The sequence below is a fragment of the Roseibium marinum genome, assembly GCF_002906165.1.
GTDB classification, from domain to species: domain Bacteria; phylum Pseudomonadota; class Alphaproteobacteria; order Rhizobiales; family Stappiaceae; genus Roseibium; species Roseibium marinum.
In genome coordinates this window covers 242,030-258,264 of record NZ_PPCN01000007.1, presented here as the reverse complement: position 1 = coordinate 258,264, position 16,235 = coordinate 242,030, and the positions used below count along the sequence as shown (strand labels likewise).

13 protein-coding genes and 3 tRNA genes are annotated in these 16,235 nt (G+C 60.0%); 15 read left to right on the top strand and 1 reads right to left on the bottom strand.

Translation table 11 applies throughout. The annotated features are described in order from the left end of the window. Positions 1 to 183 precede the first annotated feature (183 nt). From clpX to CLV41_RS16880, 4 genes are all read left to right on the top strand, one after another. Positions 184 to 1,449, top strand: coding sequence for an ATP-dependent Clp protease ATP-binding subunit ClpX (clpX, locus tag CLV41_RS16900; protein ID WP_103223595.1), 1,266 nt, complete (start codon positions 184 to 186; stop codon positions 1,447 to 1,449). A gap of 329 nt (positions 1,450 to 1,778) precedes the next feature. Then, positions 1,779 to 4,208: an endopeptidase La gene (gene lon, locus CLV41_RS16890; protein ID WP_103223593.1), complete on the top strand. Its 2,430-nt coding sequence runs from the start codon at positions 1,779 to 1,781 to the stop codon at positions 4,206 to 4,208. A gap of 187 nt (positions 4,209 to 4,395) precedes the next feature. After that, entirely contained in the window at positions 4,396 to 4,671 is a 276-nt protein-coding gene (locus tag CLV41_RS16885) for an HU family DNA-binding protein (RefSeq protein ID WP_103223592.1), read from the top strand. Between the two features lie 160 nt (positions 4,672 to 4,831). Beyond that, the gene (locus CLV41_RS16880) at positions 4,832 to 5,488 is read left to right on the top strand and encodes a hypothetical protein (protein ID WP_103223591.1); all 657 of its coding nucleotides are present in this window, start codon (positions 4,832 to 4,834) and stop codon (positions 5,486 to 5,488) included. Positions 5,489 to 5,492: 4 nt separating this feature from the next. Here the strand turns inward: CLV41_RS16880 and CLV41_RS16875 are convergent, their stop codons facing one another. Continuing rightward, positions 5,493 to 6,857, bottom strand: coding sequence for a flavin monoamine oxidase family protein (locus CLV41_RS16875; protein ID WP_103223590.1), 1,365 nt, complete (start codon positions 6,855 to 6,857; stop codon positions 5,493 to 5,495). A 144-nt stretch (positions 6,858 to 7,001) separates the two neighbouring features. On the opposite strand from CLV41_RS16875, the gene CLV41_RS16870 reads away from it, so the two are divergent. The 11 genes from CLV41_RS16870 (at position 7,002) to nuoG (ending at position 16,232) form a co-directional block, all read left to right on the top strand. Continuing rightward, positions 7,002 to 7,077 (top strand) — tRNA-Val (locus CLV41_RS16870). A 383-nt stretch (positions 7,078 to 7,460) separates the two neighbouring features. Next, positions 7,461 to 7,537, top strand: a tRNA-Asp gene (locus CLV41_RS16865). A 55-nt stretch (positions 7,538 to 7,592) separates the two neighbouring features. Next, positions 7,593 to 7,669, top strand: a tRNA-Asp gene (locus CLV41_RS16860). 514 nt (positions 7,670 to 8,183) lie between these two features. Further along, positions 8,184 to 8,549 carry an NADH-quinone oxidoreductase subunit A gene (locus CLV41_RS16850; RefSeq protein WP_068418473.1) on the top strand — a complete coding sequence of 122 codons (366 nt, stop codon included), beginning with the start codon at positions 8,184 to 8,186 and terminating at the stop codon, positions 8,547 to 8,549. Further along, positions 8,540 to 9,118: a NuoB/complex I 20 kDa subunit family protein gene (locus CLV41_RS16845; RefSeq protein WP_068418475.1), complete on the top strand. Its 579-nt coding sequence runs from the start codon at positions 8,540 to 8,542 to the stop codon at positions 9,116 to 9,118. Before CLV41_RS16850 ends, CLV41_RS16845 begins: the two co-directional genes overlap by 10 nt. An 87-nt stretch (positions 9,119 to 9,205) precedes the next feature. After that, on the top strand, positions 9,206 to 9,811 hold the full coding sequence (locus CLV41_RS16840; protein WP_103223588.1) for an NADH-quinone oxidoreductase subunit C: 606 nt from the start codon (positions 9,206 to 9,208) through the stop codon (positions 9,809 to 9,811). Positions 9,812 to 9,824: 13 nt separating this feature from the next. Beyond that, positions 9,825 to 10,256: a GFA family protein gene (locus CLV41_RS16835; protein WP_103223587.1), complete on the top strand. Its 432-nt coding sequence runs from the start codon at positions 9,825 to 9,827 to the stop codon at positions 10,254 to 10,256. Continuing rightward, the gene (locus CLV41_RS16830; protein ID WP_103223586.1) at positions 10,249 to 11,433 is read left to right on the top strand and encodes an NADH-quinone oxidoreductase subunit D; all 1,185 of its coding nucleotides are present in this window, start codon (positions 10,249 to 10,251) and stop codon (positions 11,431 to 11,433) included. Before CLV41_RS16835 ends, CLV41_RS16830 begins: the two co-directional genes overlap by 8 nt. 81 nt (positions 11,434 to 11,514) lie before the next feature. Continuing rightward, entirely contained in the window at positions 11,515 to 12,831 is a 1,317-nt protein-coding gene (gene nuoE / locus CLV41_RS16825) for an NADH-quinone oxidoreductase subunit NuoE (RefSeq protein WP_103223585.1), read from the top strand. A 9-nt stretch (positions 12,832 to 12,840) separates the two neighbouring features. After that, positions 12,841 to 14,142 (top strand): NADH-quinone oxidoreductase subunit NuoF, encoded by a 1,302-nt coding sequence (gene nuoF, locus CLV41_RS16820; protein WP_103223584.1) that lies wholly within the window; start codon positions 12,841 to 12,843, stop codon positions 14,140 to 14,142. Positions 14,143 to 14,168: 26 nt separating this feature from the next. After that, positions 14,169 to 16,232: an NADH-quinone oxidoreductase subunit NuoG gene (gene nuoG / locus CLV41_RS16815; protein ID WP_103223583.1), complete on the top strand. Its 2,064-nt coding sequence runs from the start codon at positions 14,169 to 14,171 to the stop codon at positions 16,230 to 16,232. Positions 16,233 to 16,235 lie beyond the last annotated feature (3 nt).

Sequence of the window (16,235 nt, the reverse complement as noted above, 5' to 3'; positions counted from 1 at the left end):
ATGCCCGATTGATGCCGGGTTTTCATCTTCGCCTTAAACCTATATTGATTTTTAATGGTGAAGCATGGTGACATCAGATTGTGAAGGGGTGCTAATGCATCTCTTCAAAACCGGTTCAGTCATAATTCGGCCGCATCCGGGAAGATAAGGGGAGACACTCCCCGAAAACGCGAGGTTAATTGTATGACCAAGGCCAGCGGCAGCGATTCAAAGAATACGCTCTACTGCTCCTTCTGCGGCAAGAGCCAGCATGAGGTGCGTAAGCTGATCGCCGGCCCGACTGTTTTCATTTGCGATGAATGTGTCGAGCTGTGCATGGATATCATTCGCGAGGAAAACAAGTCCTCGCTGGTGAAGTCGCGGGACGGGATCCCGACCCCTCAGGAAATTCGCGATGTGCTGGATGACTATGTCATCGGGCAGGGCAGCGCGAAGAAGGTTCTTTCGGTTGCCGTCCACAACCACTACAAGCGCCTGAACCACGCATCCAAGAACAACGATGTGGAACTGGCGAAGTCCAATATCCTGCTTGTCGGTCCGACCGGCTGCGGAAAGACGCTTCTGGCGCAGACCCTTGCCAGGATCCTGGACGTGCCGTTCACCATGGCGGATGCCACCACACTGACCGAAGCCGGTTATGTGGGCGAGGACGTTGAAAACATCATCCTGAAGCTGCTGCAATCGGCCGACTACAATGTCGAGCGCGCTCAGCGCGGCATCGTCTATATCGACGAAGTCGACAAGATCAGCCGCAAGGCGGACAATCCGTCGATCACCCGGGACGTTTCCGGTGAAGGCGTGCAGCAGGCCCTTCTGAAGATCATGGAAGGCACAGTGGCTTCCGTTCCGCCCCAGGGTGGACGCAAGCATCCGCAGCAGGAGTTCCTGCAGGTGGACACGACCAACATCCTGTTCATCTGTGGCGGTGCCTTCGCGGGTCTCGACAAGATCATTTCCGACCGCGGCACCCAGACCTCCATCGGCTTCCAGGCCCAGGTCCACGCCCCGGAAGACCGCCGGATCGGCGAGCTGTTCTCGGAACTGGAACCGGAAGATCTGCTGAAATTCGGTCTCATTCCCGAATTCGTCGGCCGTCTGCCGGTGATCGCAACGCTGGAAGACCTCGACGAGGAAGCCCTGGTAACCATCCTGACTGAGCCGAAAAACGCTCTGGTCAAGCAGTATCAGCGGCTCTTCGAAATGGAACAGGTCGAGCTGTCCTTCCACGAGGAAGCGCTCAAGGCGATTGCCCGCAAGGCGATCCACCGCAAGACGGGTGCCCGGGGCCTGCGGTCCATCCTTGAGTCCATCCTGCTCGATACCATGTACGAGCTGCCGGGCCTCAAGGGCGTGAAGGAAGTTGTGATCTCGCCGGAAGTCGTCAACGGCGAGGCGCGTCCGCTCTATATCTACGAGGATCGCGAAGAAACCTCCGCGACCAGCGCTTGAGGGATCCGGACGCAGCAAAAACGTGAATAAATGCCGCTCGACAAGGGCGGCATTTTGCTTTTTTCGCCTGATTGTGCCGTGCCGGCCGCTTATCCACCGGCGCATCGAGTCGTCAACAGACAAGACTTCTCCATCGGGCTGGGCGACCTTGACACCGGCATGTCAGATGTCCACCTAATAGCCTTAAAGGACGGCTCGTGCGGATTAACGGTGTGCCCAGACGGGGTGCCGTGATCCGGCCAATCGGAAGCAATAGCCGAAAGCCGTATTTCAGTGTTCAGGCTGCCTTTTACCGAGTGGGGCCGGAACACGCCGAGAAAGGAAAAAAAATGAGCGACGCAGAAATCCGCGCCACAGATCCGGACAGCACCGCTGTCTATCCCGTACTGCCGCTGCGCGACATCGTCGTCTTTCCGCACATGATCGTGCCTCTGTTTGTCGGCCGCGAGAAATCGATCAAGGCGCTGGAAGAGGTCATGACCACCGACAAGCACATTCTTCTGGCTACCCAGATGAATGCTGCGGACGACGATCCCAACCCGGACCAGATCTACGATGTCGGCACGCTTGCGACCGTGCTGCAGTTGCTCAAGCTCCCGGACAACACGGTCAAGGTGCTGGTCGAAGGAGGCGCGCGCGCCCAGATCGGAGAGTACAGCGAGCGCACGGATTATTTCGAAGCCTCAGCCACGGTTCTCCCGGAGCGCGACGGCGAGGAAATCGAAGTGGAAGCGCTCGCCCGCTCGGTGATTTCCGAGTTCGAGAACTATGTGAAACTGAACAAGAAGGTTTCTCCGGAAGTCCTCGGCGCGGTCAACCAGATCGACGACTATTCCAAGCTGGCGGACACGATCGCTTCGCATCTGGCGATCAAGATCCCCGAAAAGCAGGAAATCCTCGGCGTCGTATCCGTCGCCGAGCGGCTTGAACGGGTTCTGGGCATGATGGAGAGCGAAATCTCCGTCCTGCAAGTGGAAAAACGCATTCGCTCCCGCGTGAAGCGGCAGATGGAGAAGACCCAGCGCGAGTACTATCTGAATGAGCAGATGAAGGCCATTCAGAAGGAGCTTGGCGACAGCGAGGACGGCCGCGACGAAATCGCGGAACTTGAGGAAAAGATCAAGAAGACCAAGCTGACCAAGGAAGCGCGCGAGCGCGCGGCAGCCGAAATGAAGAAGCTGAAGCAGATGAGCCCGATGTCCGCCGAGGCGACCGTCGTGCGCAACTATCTCGACTGGCTGATCGGCATTCCGTGGAACAAGAAATCCAAGATCAAGCACGATCTGGCGTTTTCCGAAAAGGTTCTCGACACCGACCATTACGGCCTCGACAAGGTCAAGGAACGGATTATCGAATATCTTGCGGTGCAGAGCCGGGCCAACAAGCTGCGCGGTCCGATCCTCTGCCTGGTCGGTCCTCCCGGTGTCGGCAAGACCTCTCTCGGCAAGTCGATCGCCAAGGCGACCGGCCGCGAATTCGTTCGTATGTCGCTTGGCGGCGTGCGCGATGAAGCGGAAATCCGCGGCCACCGCCGGACCTATATCGGCTCGATGCCCGGCAAGGTCGTCCAGTCGATGAAAAAGGCGAAGAAATCCAACCCGCTCTTCCTGCTCGACGAGATCGACAAGATGGGCATGGATTTCCGCGGCGATCCGTCCTCCGCGCTTCTGGAGGTGCTCGATCCGGAACAGAACTCGTCCTTCATGGATCACTATCTGGAAGTCGAATACGACCTTTCCGACGTGATGTTCGTGACGACAGCCAACACGCTGAACATTCCCGGTCCGTTGATGGATCGTATGGAAGTGATCCGCATTGCCGGTTACACGGAAGAGGAAAAGGTGGAAATCTGCCGCCGTCACCTCATCCCGAAGGCGGAAAAGGATCACGGCCTGCGCGAAGGCGAGTTCTCCATCGAGGACGACGCCCTGCATCTCATCGTCCGGCGCTATACCCGCGAAGCCGGGGTGCGTAATCTTGAACGCGAAATGGCGACCCTTGCCCGTAAGGCGGTCAAGGATATCCTGATGAGCGACAAGGTAAGCGTCACGGTTACGGAGGAAGTGGTCGAGAAATATCTCGGTGTGCCGCGCTACCGGTATGGCGAAGTCGAACTGGAAGACCAGGTTGGTGTTGTCACCGGTCTTGCGTGGACCGAGGTCGGCGGCGAGCTGCTGACCATCGAAGGCGTGATGATGCCGGGCAAGGGCAAGATGACCGTGACCGGAAACCTGAAGGACGTGATGAAGGAGTCGATTTCGGCAGCGGCCTCCTATGTACGCTCCCGTGCGATCGCCTACGGAATCGAACCGCCGACCTTCGACAAGAAGGATATTCACGTGCACGTGCCGGAAGGCGCGACGCCGAAGGACGGTCCGTCCGCCGGTATCGCCATGGCAACCGCGGTCATCTCCACCATGACCGGCATTCCGGTCCGCCGGGATGTGGCAATGACGGGTGAAATCACGCTGCGGGGCAGGATCCTTCCGATCGGTGGTCTGAAGGAGAAACTCCTGGCCGCGTTGCGCGGTGGCATCAAGCTGGTGATGATCCCGGAAGACAATGCCAAGGATCTGGCCGATATCCCTGATTCGGTGAAGAACTCGCTGGAGATCATTCCGGTATCCAGCATGGAAGAGGTGCTGAAAAATGCTCTCGTCCGGGTTCCGGAACCGATCGAATGGGATGAAACTGCTGCGGAAGCCGCCACCAAGGCGGGTGAGTCGGAAGAGGACAAGGCGGGCCTTTTCGCCCACTAAAAGCCTCTTTACAGCGTACAAAATGTCAAGCCCCGGGAAATCCGGGGCTTTTCTTTTGAATAATTGGTCAAAATGGCGGTTTTCTGCGAAAAAACCACTTGCGTTTCGAGTCATTTCGCCCGAATTTCGCGCAACGGCGCTGACAGGAATCGTCGGCAATCTGCCGTTTCTTAGAAAGGTATCTGCTATGAATAAGAACGATCTGGTCGCAGCTGTTGCAGAAAAGACCGGCCTCACCAAGGCGCAGGCAGGCGAAGCAGTTGACGCAACTTTCGACGTGGTCACTCAGACGCTGAAAGGCGGCGACGAAGTCCGCATCATCGGCTTTGGTAACTTCACGGTTTCTGCACGTGCGGCCACCGAAGGCCGGAACCCGCGGACTGGCGATACGATCCAGATCCCGGCTTCTAAGACGCCGAAGTTCAAGGCCGGTAAAGGCCTGAAGGACGCTGTGAACGCCTAAGGCGCTCACACTCGAGTTCTTCGAGAAACCCCGTATCCGATGCCGGATGCGGGGTTTCTCATTTTCAGCATTCAATTCCCGATTGTGGGCTGCCGCGTTTGCGTATTCGCCGCTATAGTGAGCGTTGCGTGGGATCCAGCCGACGGAACGGGAGCGGGACATGTCGCTGCAAGCCATCATAAGCCGCCGACAGCGGGCTCTCTTCAATGCCTGGGTGCAGGATCCGCTTGTCCAGGTTCAGGTCGAGCATCCCGAACGACTCGGTCGTCTGGTCTTTCTCAACGGTTTCGATGACACGACTGAAACGGAACGGGCAGGGCGCCGCAGCCTGAAAAACGTCGCCATCGTCCGGAAACCGGGCGACCCGGACCAGAATGCCAGCGTCTGGGTGCGGGCAGGGTATTCCTCCTACCAGAAGGCCTGGCTCGGATTTGTCGACCAGGCCTATGGCATCAAGGCAACGTCCAGCGATCTTGCCGGCTACAATATCGACCACCTTCTCAACAAGGCGCGCAGTCCGAACAAGGCCGGGTTCATCCGGGTCGAGGCCGTCAACGATGCCGTTAACCAGGCGTGGGGCGGCTTGTTTGAGCGGGCGGCGAGCAATCCCGAGTTCAGCGCCAACCAGAAGAGATACCGACGGACAATGTCGTGGATCATTGCCGCCAAGCTCATGGATCAGCCGCCTCCCAGGGGACCGGACGACCATCAGGGAATCGCCCGGCTGGTCCAGTTCTTCAACCAGAATGGTCTGGCAGCCGACGATCCGCAACGCGGCCTGACGGACATGCTGCAGTTCGCCTACCGGTTCCGATAACCGGTCAGGAGGCGAGGGCCTGCACCTCTTCCGCAGCTTTCCGTCCGGACAGCAGCGCGCCGTGAACGGTCGCGGGGAAGTCCGGACTTGTGGCTTCGCCCGCGAAAAACACCCTGTCATTCACGCTCGCTGCGAGCGCCAACCGGTCGGCGGAGGTACTGCCTGGTGCAAGGAACGAATAGGATCCCAGCGCCTGTGCATCACTTGCCCAGGCGGAGGAAATGCCGGCCTTCGGGACAGGCAGGTCGGCACCGAACATGGTGCGGAGCGCTTCATGGGCCGCGGCCATGCGCCCGGCGTTGTCCATGGCCTCCAGGTCGCGGGCAAAGGAGCCCGCATTGAGCGCGCCGAGCACCGGAACGCCGGTCGCCCGGCTGAGATTGATCCAGTAGGCGAACTGGCGAGGCTTGTCCGATACCCTGATGAAGTTCAGCGCATCGGGTTCCCAGAATGGTTCGGCGAAGGTCAGATAGACCTTGTTGAGCACGCCCATGCCCAGGTTGCCGATCGCCTTGCGCTTGGCGTCGGGCAGTGGGGGACCGAAGTCGATCCGTCCGGATTTCAGCACGCCGAGAGGGACCGTGACGATGGCGTAATCCGCGCTGAAGGTCTGCCCGTTCACCAGGACCGACACACCGTTGGAAGAGTGATAGATGCCGTCGACGGATGAAGAGAGCCGGACCTCCAGGTCGCCTGCCAGGCCATGGGCGAGACGGTCGTAGCCGCGGGGCAGGATCGCATCCGGACCGCCAAGGACACGGCCTTCCCCGAGAGCTGCGAGGGCGAGTTCGCCGCTGTCGGCGGCATAGTCCAGTTCTACGTGATTGGTGATCAAGGCGCCGATTTCCGCGTCGGACAGATGGGCGATCCGGCGTTTTCGCCGGATGTGGCTCACGGCATCGCGAATTGTAAGGGTGGCGGCGTGCGATCCGGCTTGACTTGCGAAATCTTCCAATCCGGTCAGGAATTCGTCGGCTCTTTCCTGCAATCTCCCCCGGTGGCCCGTCAGGTCGATAATGGCCCTGTCCTCATAGTTCCAGTCCTGGAGAGGTTGGCCGAGACTTTCGGACAGTTGCGCGACCGGGTTGCCGCGCGTGCCGTGGATCCAGCTCGCGCCCAGATCCAGCGGAATGCCAAACGATCGGTCGCTCCACAGCCGGCCGCCGATGCGGTCACGGGCTTCCAGAACCGTGACCTTGAAGCCACGATCCGCCAGTTGTCTTGCCGCGGCAAGGCCTGAGATTCCCGCGCCGATGACGACAACCCTGGCACCGTCCGCCGATCTGGCCGGACGCGTCATGGAGGCAAGCGGCAAGCTGGCGAGGCCGAGAAAAAGGCGCGTCAGCACGGACCGGCGGGAAGGCGTCATTCGTCCGGGTATCCTTTACTTGGGAAAGACCGTTCCGGGAGCCGGTGCGCACTCATCCACTGCATGTGGGGATCTGCGAAATCTGTTCTATTTTATTCTTGCCAAGTGCCGGGGGACAACCTAAAAGGCGTCTCACCTCATAGAGGGCGATTAGCTCAGTTGGTAGAGCGCTTCGTTTACACCGAAGATGTCGGGAGTTCGAGTCTCTCATCGCCCACCATTCCCCCAGCCGGTAGATTCGATTTTTCTTGCCATGGCGCTTTCAGTGTCAGGGCTCGACATGCGTTGGGGCTTTGGCGTGTCCTGACCTGATACCAAGCGTTTCCGGCAGGGGGTCGTCGGGTTGATCCGTTTCAACTGCGTCCGGCATAAGGCATTGAAGAAAATGACAAAGCCTGGACAAGCCCGATCCGGCGAATCCGTCCCCTCTCTGTCTTGGGGAAACATTATCCACAAGGACTGAGAGGATTTCATTCGCGCGAAGTGTCACAAGCGGCGGGGTTTTAAAAAAACGACACATTAGAATGGGCTCGGCGCTTGACTTCGCAATCCAGCCGCCGTACATCAGCGCCACTTCGGAACGGACACAAGTTCATTCCGCAAGCGGGTGTAGCTCAGTTGGTTAGAGTGCCGGCCTGTCACGCCGGAGGTCGCGGGTTCGAGTCCCGTCACTCGCGCCACTTTCCAAATCGCCAAACACAGCGATCGGGGAAGGGCGCAATATTCCGTGAATGTGCGGGTGTAGCTCAGTTGGTTAGAGTGCCGGCCTGTCACGCCGGAGGTCGCGGGTTCGAGTCCCGTCACTCGCGCCACTCACGGTTTTGATCGATATTTCAATATCTTCCTGAAGAAACTTAATGCAGAATGCGAGCTTCGCCAACGAAGTGTCGAGAGATGCTTTGCGCCTTTGTGACTTCCAAGGTCGACCGCCCGGTTCCGGCGATGGAATACCGTGGTTACGCAGCGTCTTCAATTTGTTCGTCTTTTGCTATACCGATGTTTCAGATCCGATTCTCAGGCAGGGGTGGATTTGCATCGCAGGTGCGGCATATTTCCTTTCGGCTTGTGCAAAGATTTTGTTCCGCGGCAAAGTGGCTGAAATGAGGGAATTGTCGAGGGTGCGCGGGAACTTGGTCCAACTGCGGCAGGAGTTTGCCCGCATCTGGGTCTTGCGTTGCACCAAGCCGTAAGCTAAGCGTGCGCTCGCATGTTGGTTTCATTCGGCTGGCGGGCTCAGCGCGATCGGCCGGGAAATGTGACGAGAGGGCCACAGCCCTGGCCCGGATCGCCTCCCGATCCGCCTCCATATGCAAGGACGCGAAAGACATGGAAGAACTGTTGCGGGAATATGTCCCGATTGTCGTCTTCATCGGCATAGCCCTGGTGATCGGCCTTGCTCTGCTGATTTCCCCGTTCATCCTGGCCTACAAGAATCCGGATCCGGAAAAACTGTCGGCCTATGAGTGCGGCTTCAACGCCTTCGACGATGCGCGCATGAAGTTCGACGTGCGCTTTTATCTGGTGTCTATCCTGTTCATCATCTTTGACCTTGAGGTCGCCTTCCTGTTCCCATGGGCAACGGTGTTCGGCGAACTCGGCTGGTATGGATTCTGGTCCATGATGGTCTTTCTCGGTGTCCTGACCATCGGATTTATCTACGAATGGAAAAAGGGAGCGCTGGAATGGGATTGACCTCGACCGAGCCGCTCGTCGCACGGCAGCCGAAAGGCATCATCGATCCGAACACCGGTAACCCGGTAGGGGCGGACGATCCGTTTTTCCTCGAAGTCAACAATGAGCTCGGCGACAAGGGCTTTCTTGTCACCTCGACCGACAATCTTATCCAATGGGCGCGCACCGGTTCGCTGATGTGGATGACTTTCGGCCTGGCCTGCTGCGCCGTGGAAATGATGCAGATGTCCATGCCGCGCTACGATGCCGAGCGCTTCGGCTTCGCTCCGCGCGCTTCTCCGCGCCAGTCCGACGTGATGATCGTCGCCGGAACGCTGACCAACAAGATGGCGCCCGCCCTGCGCAAGGTCTATGACCAGATGCCGGAGCCGCGCTACGTCATCTCGATGGGATCCTGCGCAAATGGCGGCGGCTATTATCACTATTCCTATTCGGTGGTGCGCGGATGCGACCGCGTTGTCCCCGTCGATATCTACGTGCCGGGCTGTCCCCCGACTGCCGAGGCGCTTCTTTACGGTGTCCTGATGCTGCAAAAGAAGATCCGCCGTACCGGTACGATTGAACGATAAGAATCAGCCGCCCCGTGGCGGCAGGTTCAAGGAATGAGGCGCCCGGCGCCTTGAATTTGAGGCTCCCCAGGAGTGAGGTCGAACGCGATGGACGAGACTTTGAAGGAACTCGCCGAGCACATTGAGCTCGGTCTGGGAGAAATCCTTGTTTCCTGGCAGGTCGAATACGGTGAGCTGACGCTGACCGTGGATGCCACCGGTGTGCTCGATGCGATCCGTTTCCTGCGCGACAACAGCTCATGCAAATTCTTCAATCTGACCGATATCTGCGGCGTGGATTATCCGGAGCGCGAAAAACGCTTCGATGTGGTCTACCACTTCCTGTCTCCGGTCCAGAATCAGCGCATCCGCGTGAAGGTCGCGACCGACGAGACCACGCCGGTCGCCTCTCTGACACCGCTGTTTCCCGGCGCCGAATGGTTTGAACGCGAAGCCTATGACATGTACGGCATCCTGTTCTCCGGCCATCCGGATCTGCGCCGCATCCTGACCGACTACGGTTTCGACGGACATCCGCTGCGCAAGGATTTCCCGGTCACCGGGTTCGTGGAAGTGCGCTATGACGACGAAAAGAAGCGAGTCGTCTACGAGCCCGTGCGCCTGAACCAGGAAATGCGGACCTTCGATTTTCTCTCGCCATGGGAAGGCACGGACTACGTGCTGCCGGGCGACGAAAAAGCAACGACGAATTGAGGGCGGGGCAGGGATGAGCGAACGGCTTTCAGGCGGCTGTCTTTGCGGCGCGGTGCGGTTCACCGCGGTGCCGGAGAAACCCGAAATGGGTGTCTGCCATTGTTCCATGTGCCGTCGCTGGACCGGCGGTGTCTTCATGGCAGTCGGCTGCGGCGATGTTCAGGTGGAAGATGAAGATGCACTCGGCGTCTACAAGTCCTCCGGTTACGGCGAGCGGGTGTTCTGCAAGACGTGCGGGACGACGCTGTTCTGGCGGATGGCCGACGGCTCTCATACCAGCGTTTCCGCCCAGGCTTTCGACGATCCGTCGGTCTTCAAATTCACGACGGAAATCTTCGTCGACGAACAGCCGGCCAACTATGCCTTCGCCAACGACACGAGCAAAATGACCGGCCCGGAAGTCATAGCGTATTTCACTCAACAGCAGGATCCTCAACATGGCTGAGGCTCAGGTCCGAAACTTCAACATCAACTTCGGCCCGCAGCACCCGGCGGCCCACGGGGTTCTGCGTCTGGTGCTGGAACTCGACGGCGAGGTTGTGACCCGCGTGGATCCGCATATCGGCCTGCTGCACCGGGGCACCGAAAAGCTGATCGAGCAGAAGACCTATCTGCAGGCGATTCCGTATTTCGACCGCCTCGATTACGTCGCGCCGATGAACCAGGAGCATGCCTTTGCTATTGCGGTTGAACGCCTGGTCGGCATCGAAGTGCCGAAACGCGGGCAGCTCGTGCGTGTGCTTTTCTCCGAAATCGGCCGTATCCTGTCACATCTCCTCAACGTGACCACCCAGGCGATGGATGTCGGCGCCCTGACGCCGCCGCTCTGGGGCTTCGAGCCGCGTGAAGAACTGATGGTGTTCTATGAGCGCGCCTGTGGGGCCCGCATGCACGCGGCCTATGTGCGCCCGGGCGGTGTGCATCAGGACCTGCCACGCGATCTGCTCGACGACATCTGGGATTTCTGCGATCCGTTCCTGCAGACGCTGGACGACATCGAAGGCCTTCTGACCGAAAACCGCATCTTCAAGCAGCGCAATGTCGATATCGGTGTTGTCGATCTTGACGATGCCTGGGCCTGGGGTTTCTCCGGGGTCATGGTTCGCGGTTCGGGCGCTGCCTGGGACCTGCGCAAGTCGCAGCCTTACGAATGCTATTCCGAGCTTGATTTCGACATTCCGATCGGCAAGAACGGCGACTGCTACGACCGCTACCTGATCCGCATGGAAGAAATGCGCCAGTCGATCCGGATCATGAAACAGTGCCTGGAAAAGCTGACCGTTGAAACCGGTCCGGTCTCCACGACCGACGGCAAGATCGTGCCGCCGAAACGCGGTGAAATGAAGCGCTCGATGGAAGCGCTTATTCACCACTTCAAGCTCTACACCGAAGGCTTCCATGTGCCGGCCGGTGAGGTTTACGCGGCCGTCGAGGCGCCGAAGGGTGAATTCGGCGTCTATCTGGTTGCCGATGGTACCAACAAACCCTACCGCTGCAAGATCAAGGCGCCGGGTTTCGCCCACCTTCAGGCAATGGATTTCCTGTGCCGCGGCCACATGCTCGCCGACGTCTCGGCGGTACTTGGGTCCATGGACATCGTGTTCGGTGAGGTCGACCGCTGATGCGGACCGCCCGCCAGAAATATTCGACCCTGGCAGCCGCCCGTCCGGCTCCGGTCACTTTGAAAGAACGGGGATAGCACCATGGCAGTTCGCCGACTTGCCGCGGAACAACCAGACAGTTTCGACTTCACGGAGAAGAATCTCGCGTGGGCAAGGAAGCTGATCGACCGTTATCCGGCAGGCCGCCAGGCCTCCGCGGTCATTCCGCTTTTGTGGCGCGCGCAGGAGCAGAACGACGGCTGGGTCAGCGAGCCGGCGATCCGCTACATCGCGGACCTTCTGGACATGCCGAGGATACGCGTTCTGGAAGTGGCCACCTTCTACACCATGTTCCAGCTTCAGCCGGTCGGCAAGAAGGCCCATATCCAGGTCTGCGGCACCACTCCGTGCCAGTTGCGCGGGTCGGAAGACCTGATCAAGATCTGCCAGTCGCGCATCGCCAAGCACATGCACGAAATTTCCGAGGACGGCATGTTCTCCTGGGAAGAAGTCGAATGCCTGGGCGCCTGTGTGAATGCACCGATGGTGCAGATCTTCAAGGATACCTACGAGGACCTGACGCCGGAAAGCTTCAACCAGCTGATCGACGACATTGCCGCCGGCAAGGAAGTCACGCCGGGTCCGCAGAACGGACGCCGATTCGCCATGGCGGAAGGCGGCCAGACGACGCTCTCTGAAATAGACGACGATACCAAAGGCGAGCTTCCCGCTGCCCACATCGTCGATGGAGCCGAGAAGGCCTCCCATGCGTTCGCCGGTGCTCCCATCAATGCTGGTGGAAACGATTATGACGGCGTTCCGACCCCGGCGGAGGATGCAGTCGCGCGGGTGAGGGCGGAAGTCGCCGCCAGGGCGGAAAAGAAACCGGTTGAAAATCCGGCTGCCTCCGCGCCAAAGAAGGCCGATCCGGATACAAAGCCAACTGTCAAGGCGAAGACGGCAGGCGACGACCCTGAGAAAAAGGCCGCAACGCCCAAGGCACGCGGTGAGAACAAGGCGCGTCCCGACGCGAGTGACCGCACGGAAGTGGAAGTCGCGCGTTCCGCCGACACCAGCGGCGCGGCTCCCGCCAGGGACAAGGCGCCCGCTGGCGACGAAAAAGCACCGGAAACGCTGACGCAAGCGCGTGGCGGCAAGCCGGACGATTTGAAAAAGCTCAAGGGTGTCGGTCCGAAGCTGGAAGCGACGCTCAATGAACTCGGCTTCTACCACTTCGACCAGGTCGCAAGCTGGGGTCCGCAGGAGGTCGCCTGGGTTGACAGCCGGCTGAAGTTCAAGGGCCGGATCGAACGGGACGGCTGGACCGAACAGGCGAAGACGCTCGCGTCCGGTCAGGACACAGAATTTTCCAAGCGCGTGGATGCCGGTCAAGTGGCCTCCTCCAAGAGCGAAGACTAGGGGGAAGAGATGCTGAAAGATCAGGATCGGATCTTCACCAATATCTACGGTCTGCATGACTGGGGTCTGGACGGCGCGAAAAAGCGTGGCCAGTGGGACGACACCAAGGGCCTGATCGACAAGGGCCGCGACTGGATCGTCCAGGAAATGAAGGATTCCGGCCTGCGCGGCCGTGGCGGAGCGGGCTTCCCGACCGGCCTGAAATGGTCCTTCATGCCTAAGGAATCCGATGGCCGTCCGGCTTATCTGGTGGTCAATGCCGACGAGTCCGAGCCCGGCACCTGCAAGGACCGTGAAATCCTGCGCCACGACCCGCATACGCTGGTTGAGGGCTGTCTGATCGCCGGTTTCGCCATGGGCGCGATTGCCGCCTATATCTATGTGCGCGGCGAGTTCATCCGTGAGCGCGAACGCCTGCAGGCAGCGATCGACCAGGCCTATGACGCCGGTCTCATCGGCAAGAACAACAAGAACGGCTACGATTTCGACATCTACGTTCACCACGGAGCCGGCGCCTATATCTGCGGCGAGGAAACCGCGCTGCTGGAGAGCCTGGAAGGCAAGAAAGGCCAGCCGCGCCTAAAGCCGCCGTTCCCGGCCAATGTTGGTCTCTACGGTTGCCCGACCACTGTGAACAACGTCGAGTCGATCGCTGTGGCGCCGACCATCCTGCGCCGTGGCGCGGCCTGGTTTTCCGCCATCGGCAAGCCCAACAACACCGGCACCAAGCTTTTCTGCGTTTCCGGCCATGTCAATCAGCCGGCAACCTTCGAGGAAGCCCTGGGCGTTCCGTTTTCAGAGATGATCGACAAGCATTGTGGCGGGATCCGTGGCGGCTGGGACAATCTTCTGGCGGTTATTCCAGGCGGTTCTTCCGTGCCCTGCTGCACGGCGGAGCAGATCAAGGATGCCGCGATGGACTTCGACACGCTGCGTGGCATGGGCTCCGGCCTCGGCACAGCGGCAGTGATCGTCATGGACAAGTCGACGGACATCATCAAGGCGATCGCGCGGCTCAGCTATTTCTACAAGCATGAAAGCTGCGGCCAGTGCACGCCGTGCCGGGAAGGCACCGGCTGGATGTGGCGCGTGATGGAACGCATGGTGAAGGGTGAATCCTCCTATGAGGAAATCGACATGCTGTTCAAGGTGACCAAGCAGGTCGAGGGGCACACGATCTGTGCGCTCGGGGATGCGGCCGCCTGGCCGATCCAGGGCCTGATCAAGAATTTCCGGCCTGTCATCGAAGAGCGCATCGATGACTTTGTCGCCAGGTCGAAGACGTCTTCGACCATGGTGGCGGCTGAGTAAGCGGAACGGGATTTGGAGAGCAACGGATGACGAAGCTCATCATCGACGGCAACGAAGTGGATGTCCCGGCGGACTATACGCTGCTTCAGGCTTGTGAAGAGGCGGGTGCCGAGGTTCCGCGCTTTTGCTATCACGACCGGCTGTCGATTGCCGGCAACTGCCGCATGTGCCTTGTAGAGGTCAAGGGCGGACCGCCGAAGCCGACCGCTTCCTGCGCCATGGGCGTCAAGGATCTGCGTCCGGGGCCGAACGGCGAACCGCCGGTGGTCGAAACGAAATCCGAAATGGTCAAGAAGGCCCGCGAAGGGGTGATGGAGTTCCTGCTCATCAACCACCCGCTGGATTGCCCTATTTGCGACCAGGGCGGCGAGTGCGACCTGCAGGACCAGGCGATGGCCTATGGTGTCGATACCTCGCGCTTCGACGAAAACAAGCGCGCGGTCGAGAACAAGCATATCGGCCCGCTCGTCAAGACGATCATGAACCGCTGCATTCACTGCACCCGCTGCGTGCGCTTCACCACGGAAGTGGCAGGGGTTGCGGACATGGGCCTGATCGGCCGCGGCGAAGACGCTGAAATCACCACTTATCTGGAAGCGGCGCTGTCCTCCGAACTGCAGGGCAACGTGGTCGACCTGTGCCCTGTCGGCGCGCTGACCTCCAAGCCTTATGCCTTTCATGCCCGTCCATGGGAGCTGACCAAGACGGAAAGCATCGACGTGATGGATGCGCTCGGATCGGCGATCCGGGTCGATACGCGCGGCAAGGAAGTCATGCGCGTGATGCCGCGGCTCAACGAGGAAATCAACGAAGAGTGGATCTCCGACAAGACCCGATACATCTGGGACGGTCTGAAAACCCAGCGGATCGATCGGCCCTATGCGAGGAAAGACGGCAAACTGCAGCCGGTCTCCTGGTCCGAAGCCTTCGCGATCATCGCCGACAAGGTGAAAGCGGCGCCGGCCGAACGTATCGGCGCGCTGGCCGGGCAGCTTTCGGGCGTTGAGGAAATGTTCGCGCTGAAGAGCCTGATGGAGAAGCTCGGGTCCGCCAATATGGACAGCCGCTTCCCGGGCTCGCCGCTGCATCCGAAGAACGGCCGCGCCAGCTACATCTTCAACTCCACGATCCAGGGGATCGAGGATGCCGACGCGATCATGCTGATCGGCACCAATCCGCGCCAGGAAGCGCCGGTTCTGAATGCGCGCATCCGCAAGCGCTGGTCGCGCGGCGATGTTCAGATCGGCCTGATCGGCGAAAACGCCGACCTGACCTATCCGGTTACCTATATCGGTGCCGGTCCGGACAGCCTGAAACAGTTTGTCGATCACGCGCCTGCCAAGGCCGAACGTCCGATGTTCATCGTCGGTCAGGGCGCGCTCAACCGGGCGGATGGAGCCGAGGTTCTGGCGGCCATCGTGGCGGCGGCCAAATCTCTCGGCGTCATCAAGGACGGCTGGAACGGCTTCAACATCCTGCATACCGAAGCGGCCCAGGTGGGAGCGCTCGATATCGGTTTCGTTCCGGGCGAGGGTGGCAAGGACACGGCCGCCATGCTGGAGCCGGGAGCGCTCGATGTCCTGTTCCTGCTCGGCGTCGATGAGGTCGAGGTTCCAGAAGGCGCGTTTGTTGTCTATCAGGGCACCCACGGAGACAAGGGAGCGCATCGCGCCGACGTGATCCTGCCGGGCGCCGCCTATACGGAAAAATCCGCGATTTACGTCAACACCGAAGGCCGCGTCCAGATGGGCGAACGGGCCGCGTTCCCACCGGGCGACGCGCGTGAGGACTGGGCGATCCTTCGGGCGCTGTCCGCCAGCCTCGGCCAAACGCTGGAATTCGATTCGCTGAACGAGCTGCGGTCCAAGCTGTTCGAAGCCGTTCCGCATATGACCGGCATCGACGCGATCGAGGCGGGCGATGCCGCGGATATTGCAAAACTGGCCAACGCCAAGGCCAAAATGAACAGCACCGGTTTCGCAAATGCGATCCGGGACTTTTATCTGACCAATCCGATCGCCCGCGCGTCCAAGGTGATGGCGGAGTGCTCGGCGCTCGCCAGAACGCGGGCGGCGGAAGCAGCAGAATAAGGG

Coding starts and splice junctions, on each gene's coding strand:
- clpX (WP_103223595.1), top strand. CDS start 184: ATGACCAAGGCCAGCGGCAGCGATTCAAAGAATACGCTCTACTGCTCC.
- lon (WP_103223593.1), top strand. CDS start 1,779: ATGAGCGACGCAGAAATCCGCGCCACAGATCCGGACAGCACCGCTGTC.
- CLV41_RS16885 (WP_103223592.1), top strand. CDS start 4,396: ATGAATAAGAACGATCTGGTCGCAGCTGTTGCAGAAAAGACCGGCCTC.
- CLV41_RS16880 (WP_103223591.1), top strand. CDS start 4,832: ATGTCGCTGCAAGCCATCATAAGCCGCCGACAGCGGGCTCTCTTCAAT.
- CLV41_RS16875 (WP_103223590.1), bottom strand. CDS start 6,857: ATGACGCCTTCCCGCCGGTCCGTGCTGACGCGCCTTTTTCTCGGCCTC.
- CLV41_RS16850 (WP_068418473.1), top strand. CDS start 8,184: ATGGAAGAACTGTTGCGGGAATATGTCCCGATTGTCGTCTTCATCGGC.
- CLV41_RS16845 (WP_068418475.1), top strand. CDS start 8,540: ATGGGATTGACCTCGACCGAGCCGCTCGTCGCACGGCAGCCGAAAGGC.
- CLV41_RS16840 (WP_103223588.1), top strand. CDS start 9,206: ATGGACGAGACTTTGAAGGAACTCGCCGAGCACATTGAGCTCGGTCTG.
- CLV41_RS16835 (WP_103223587.1), top strand. CDS start 9,825: ATGAGCGAACGGCTTTCAGGCGGCTGTCTTTGCGGCGCGGTGCGGTTC.
- CLV41_RS16830 (WP_103223586.1), top strand. CDS start 10,249: ATGGCTGAGGCTCAGGTCCGAAACTTCAACATCAACTTCGGCCCGCAG.
- nuoE (WP_103223585.1), top strand. CDS start 11,515: ATGGCAGTTCGCCGACTTGCCGCGGAACAACCAGACAGTTTCGACTTC.
- nuoF (WP_103223584.1), top strand. CDS start 12,841: ATGCTGAAAGATCAGGATCGGATCTTCACCAATATCTACGGTCTGCAT.
- nuoG (WP_103223583.1), top strand. CDS start 14,169: ATGACGAAGCTCATCATCGACGGCAACGAAGTGGATGTCCCGGCGGAC.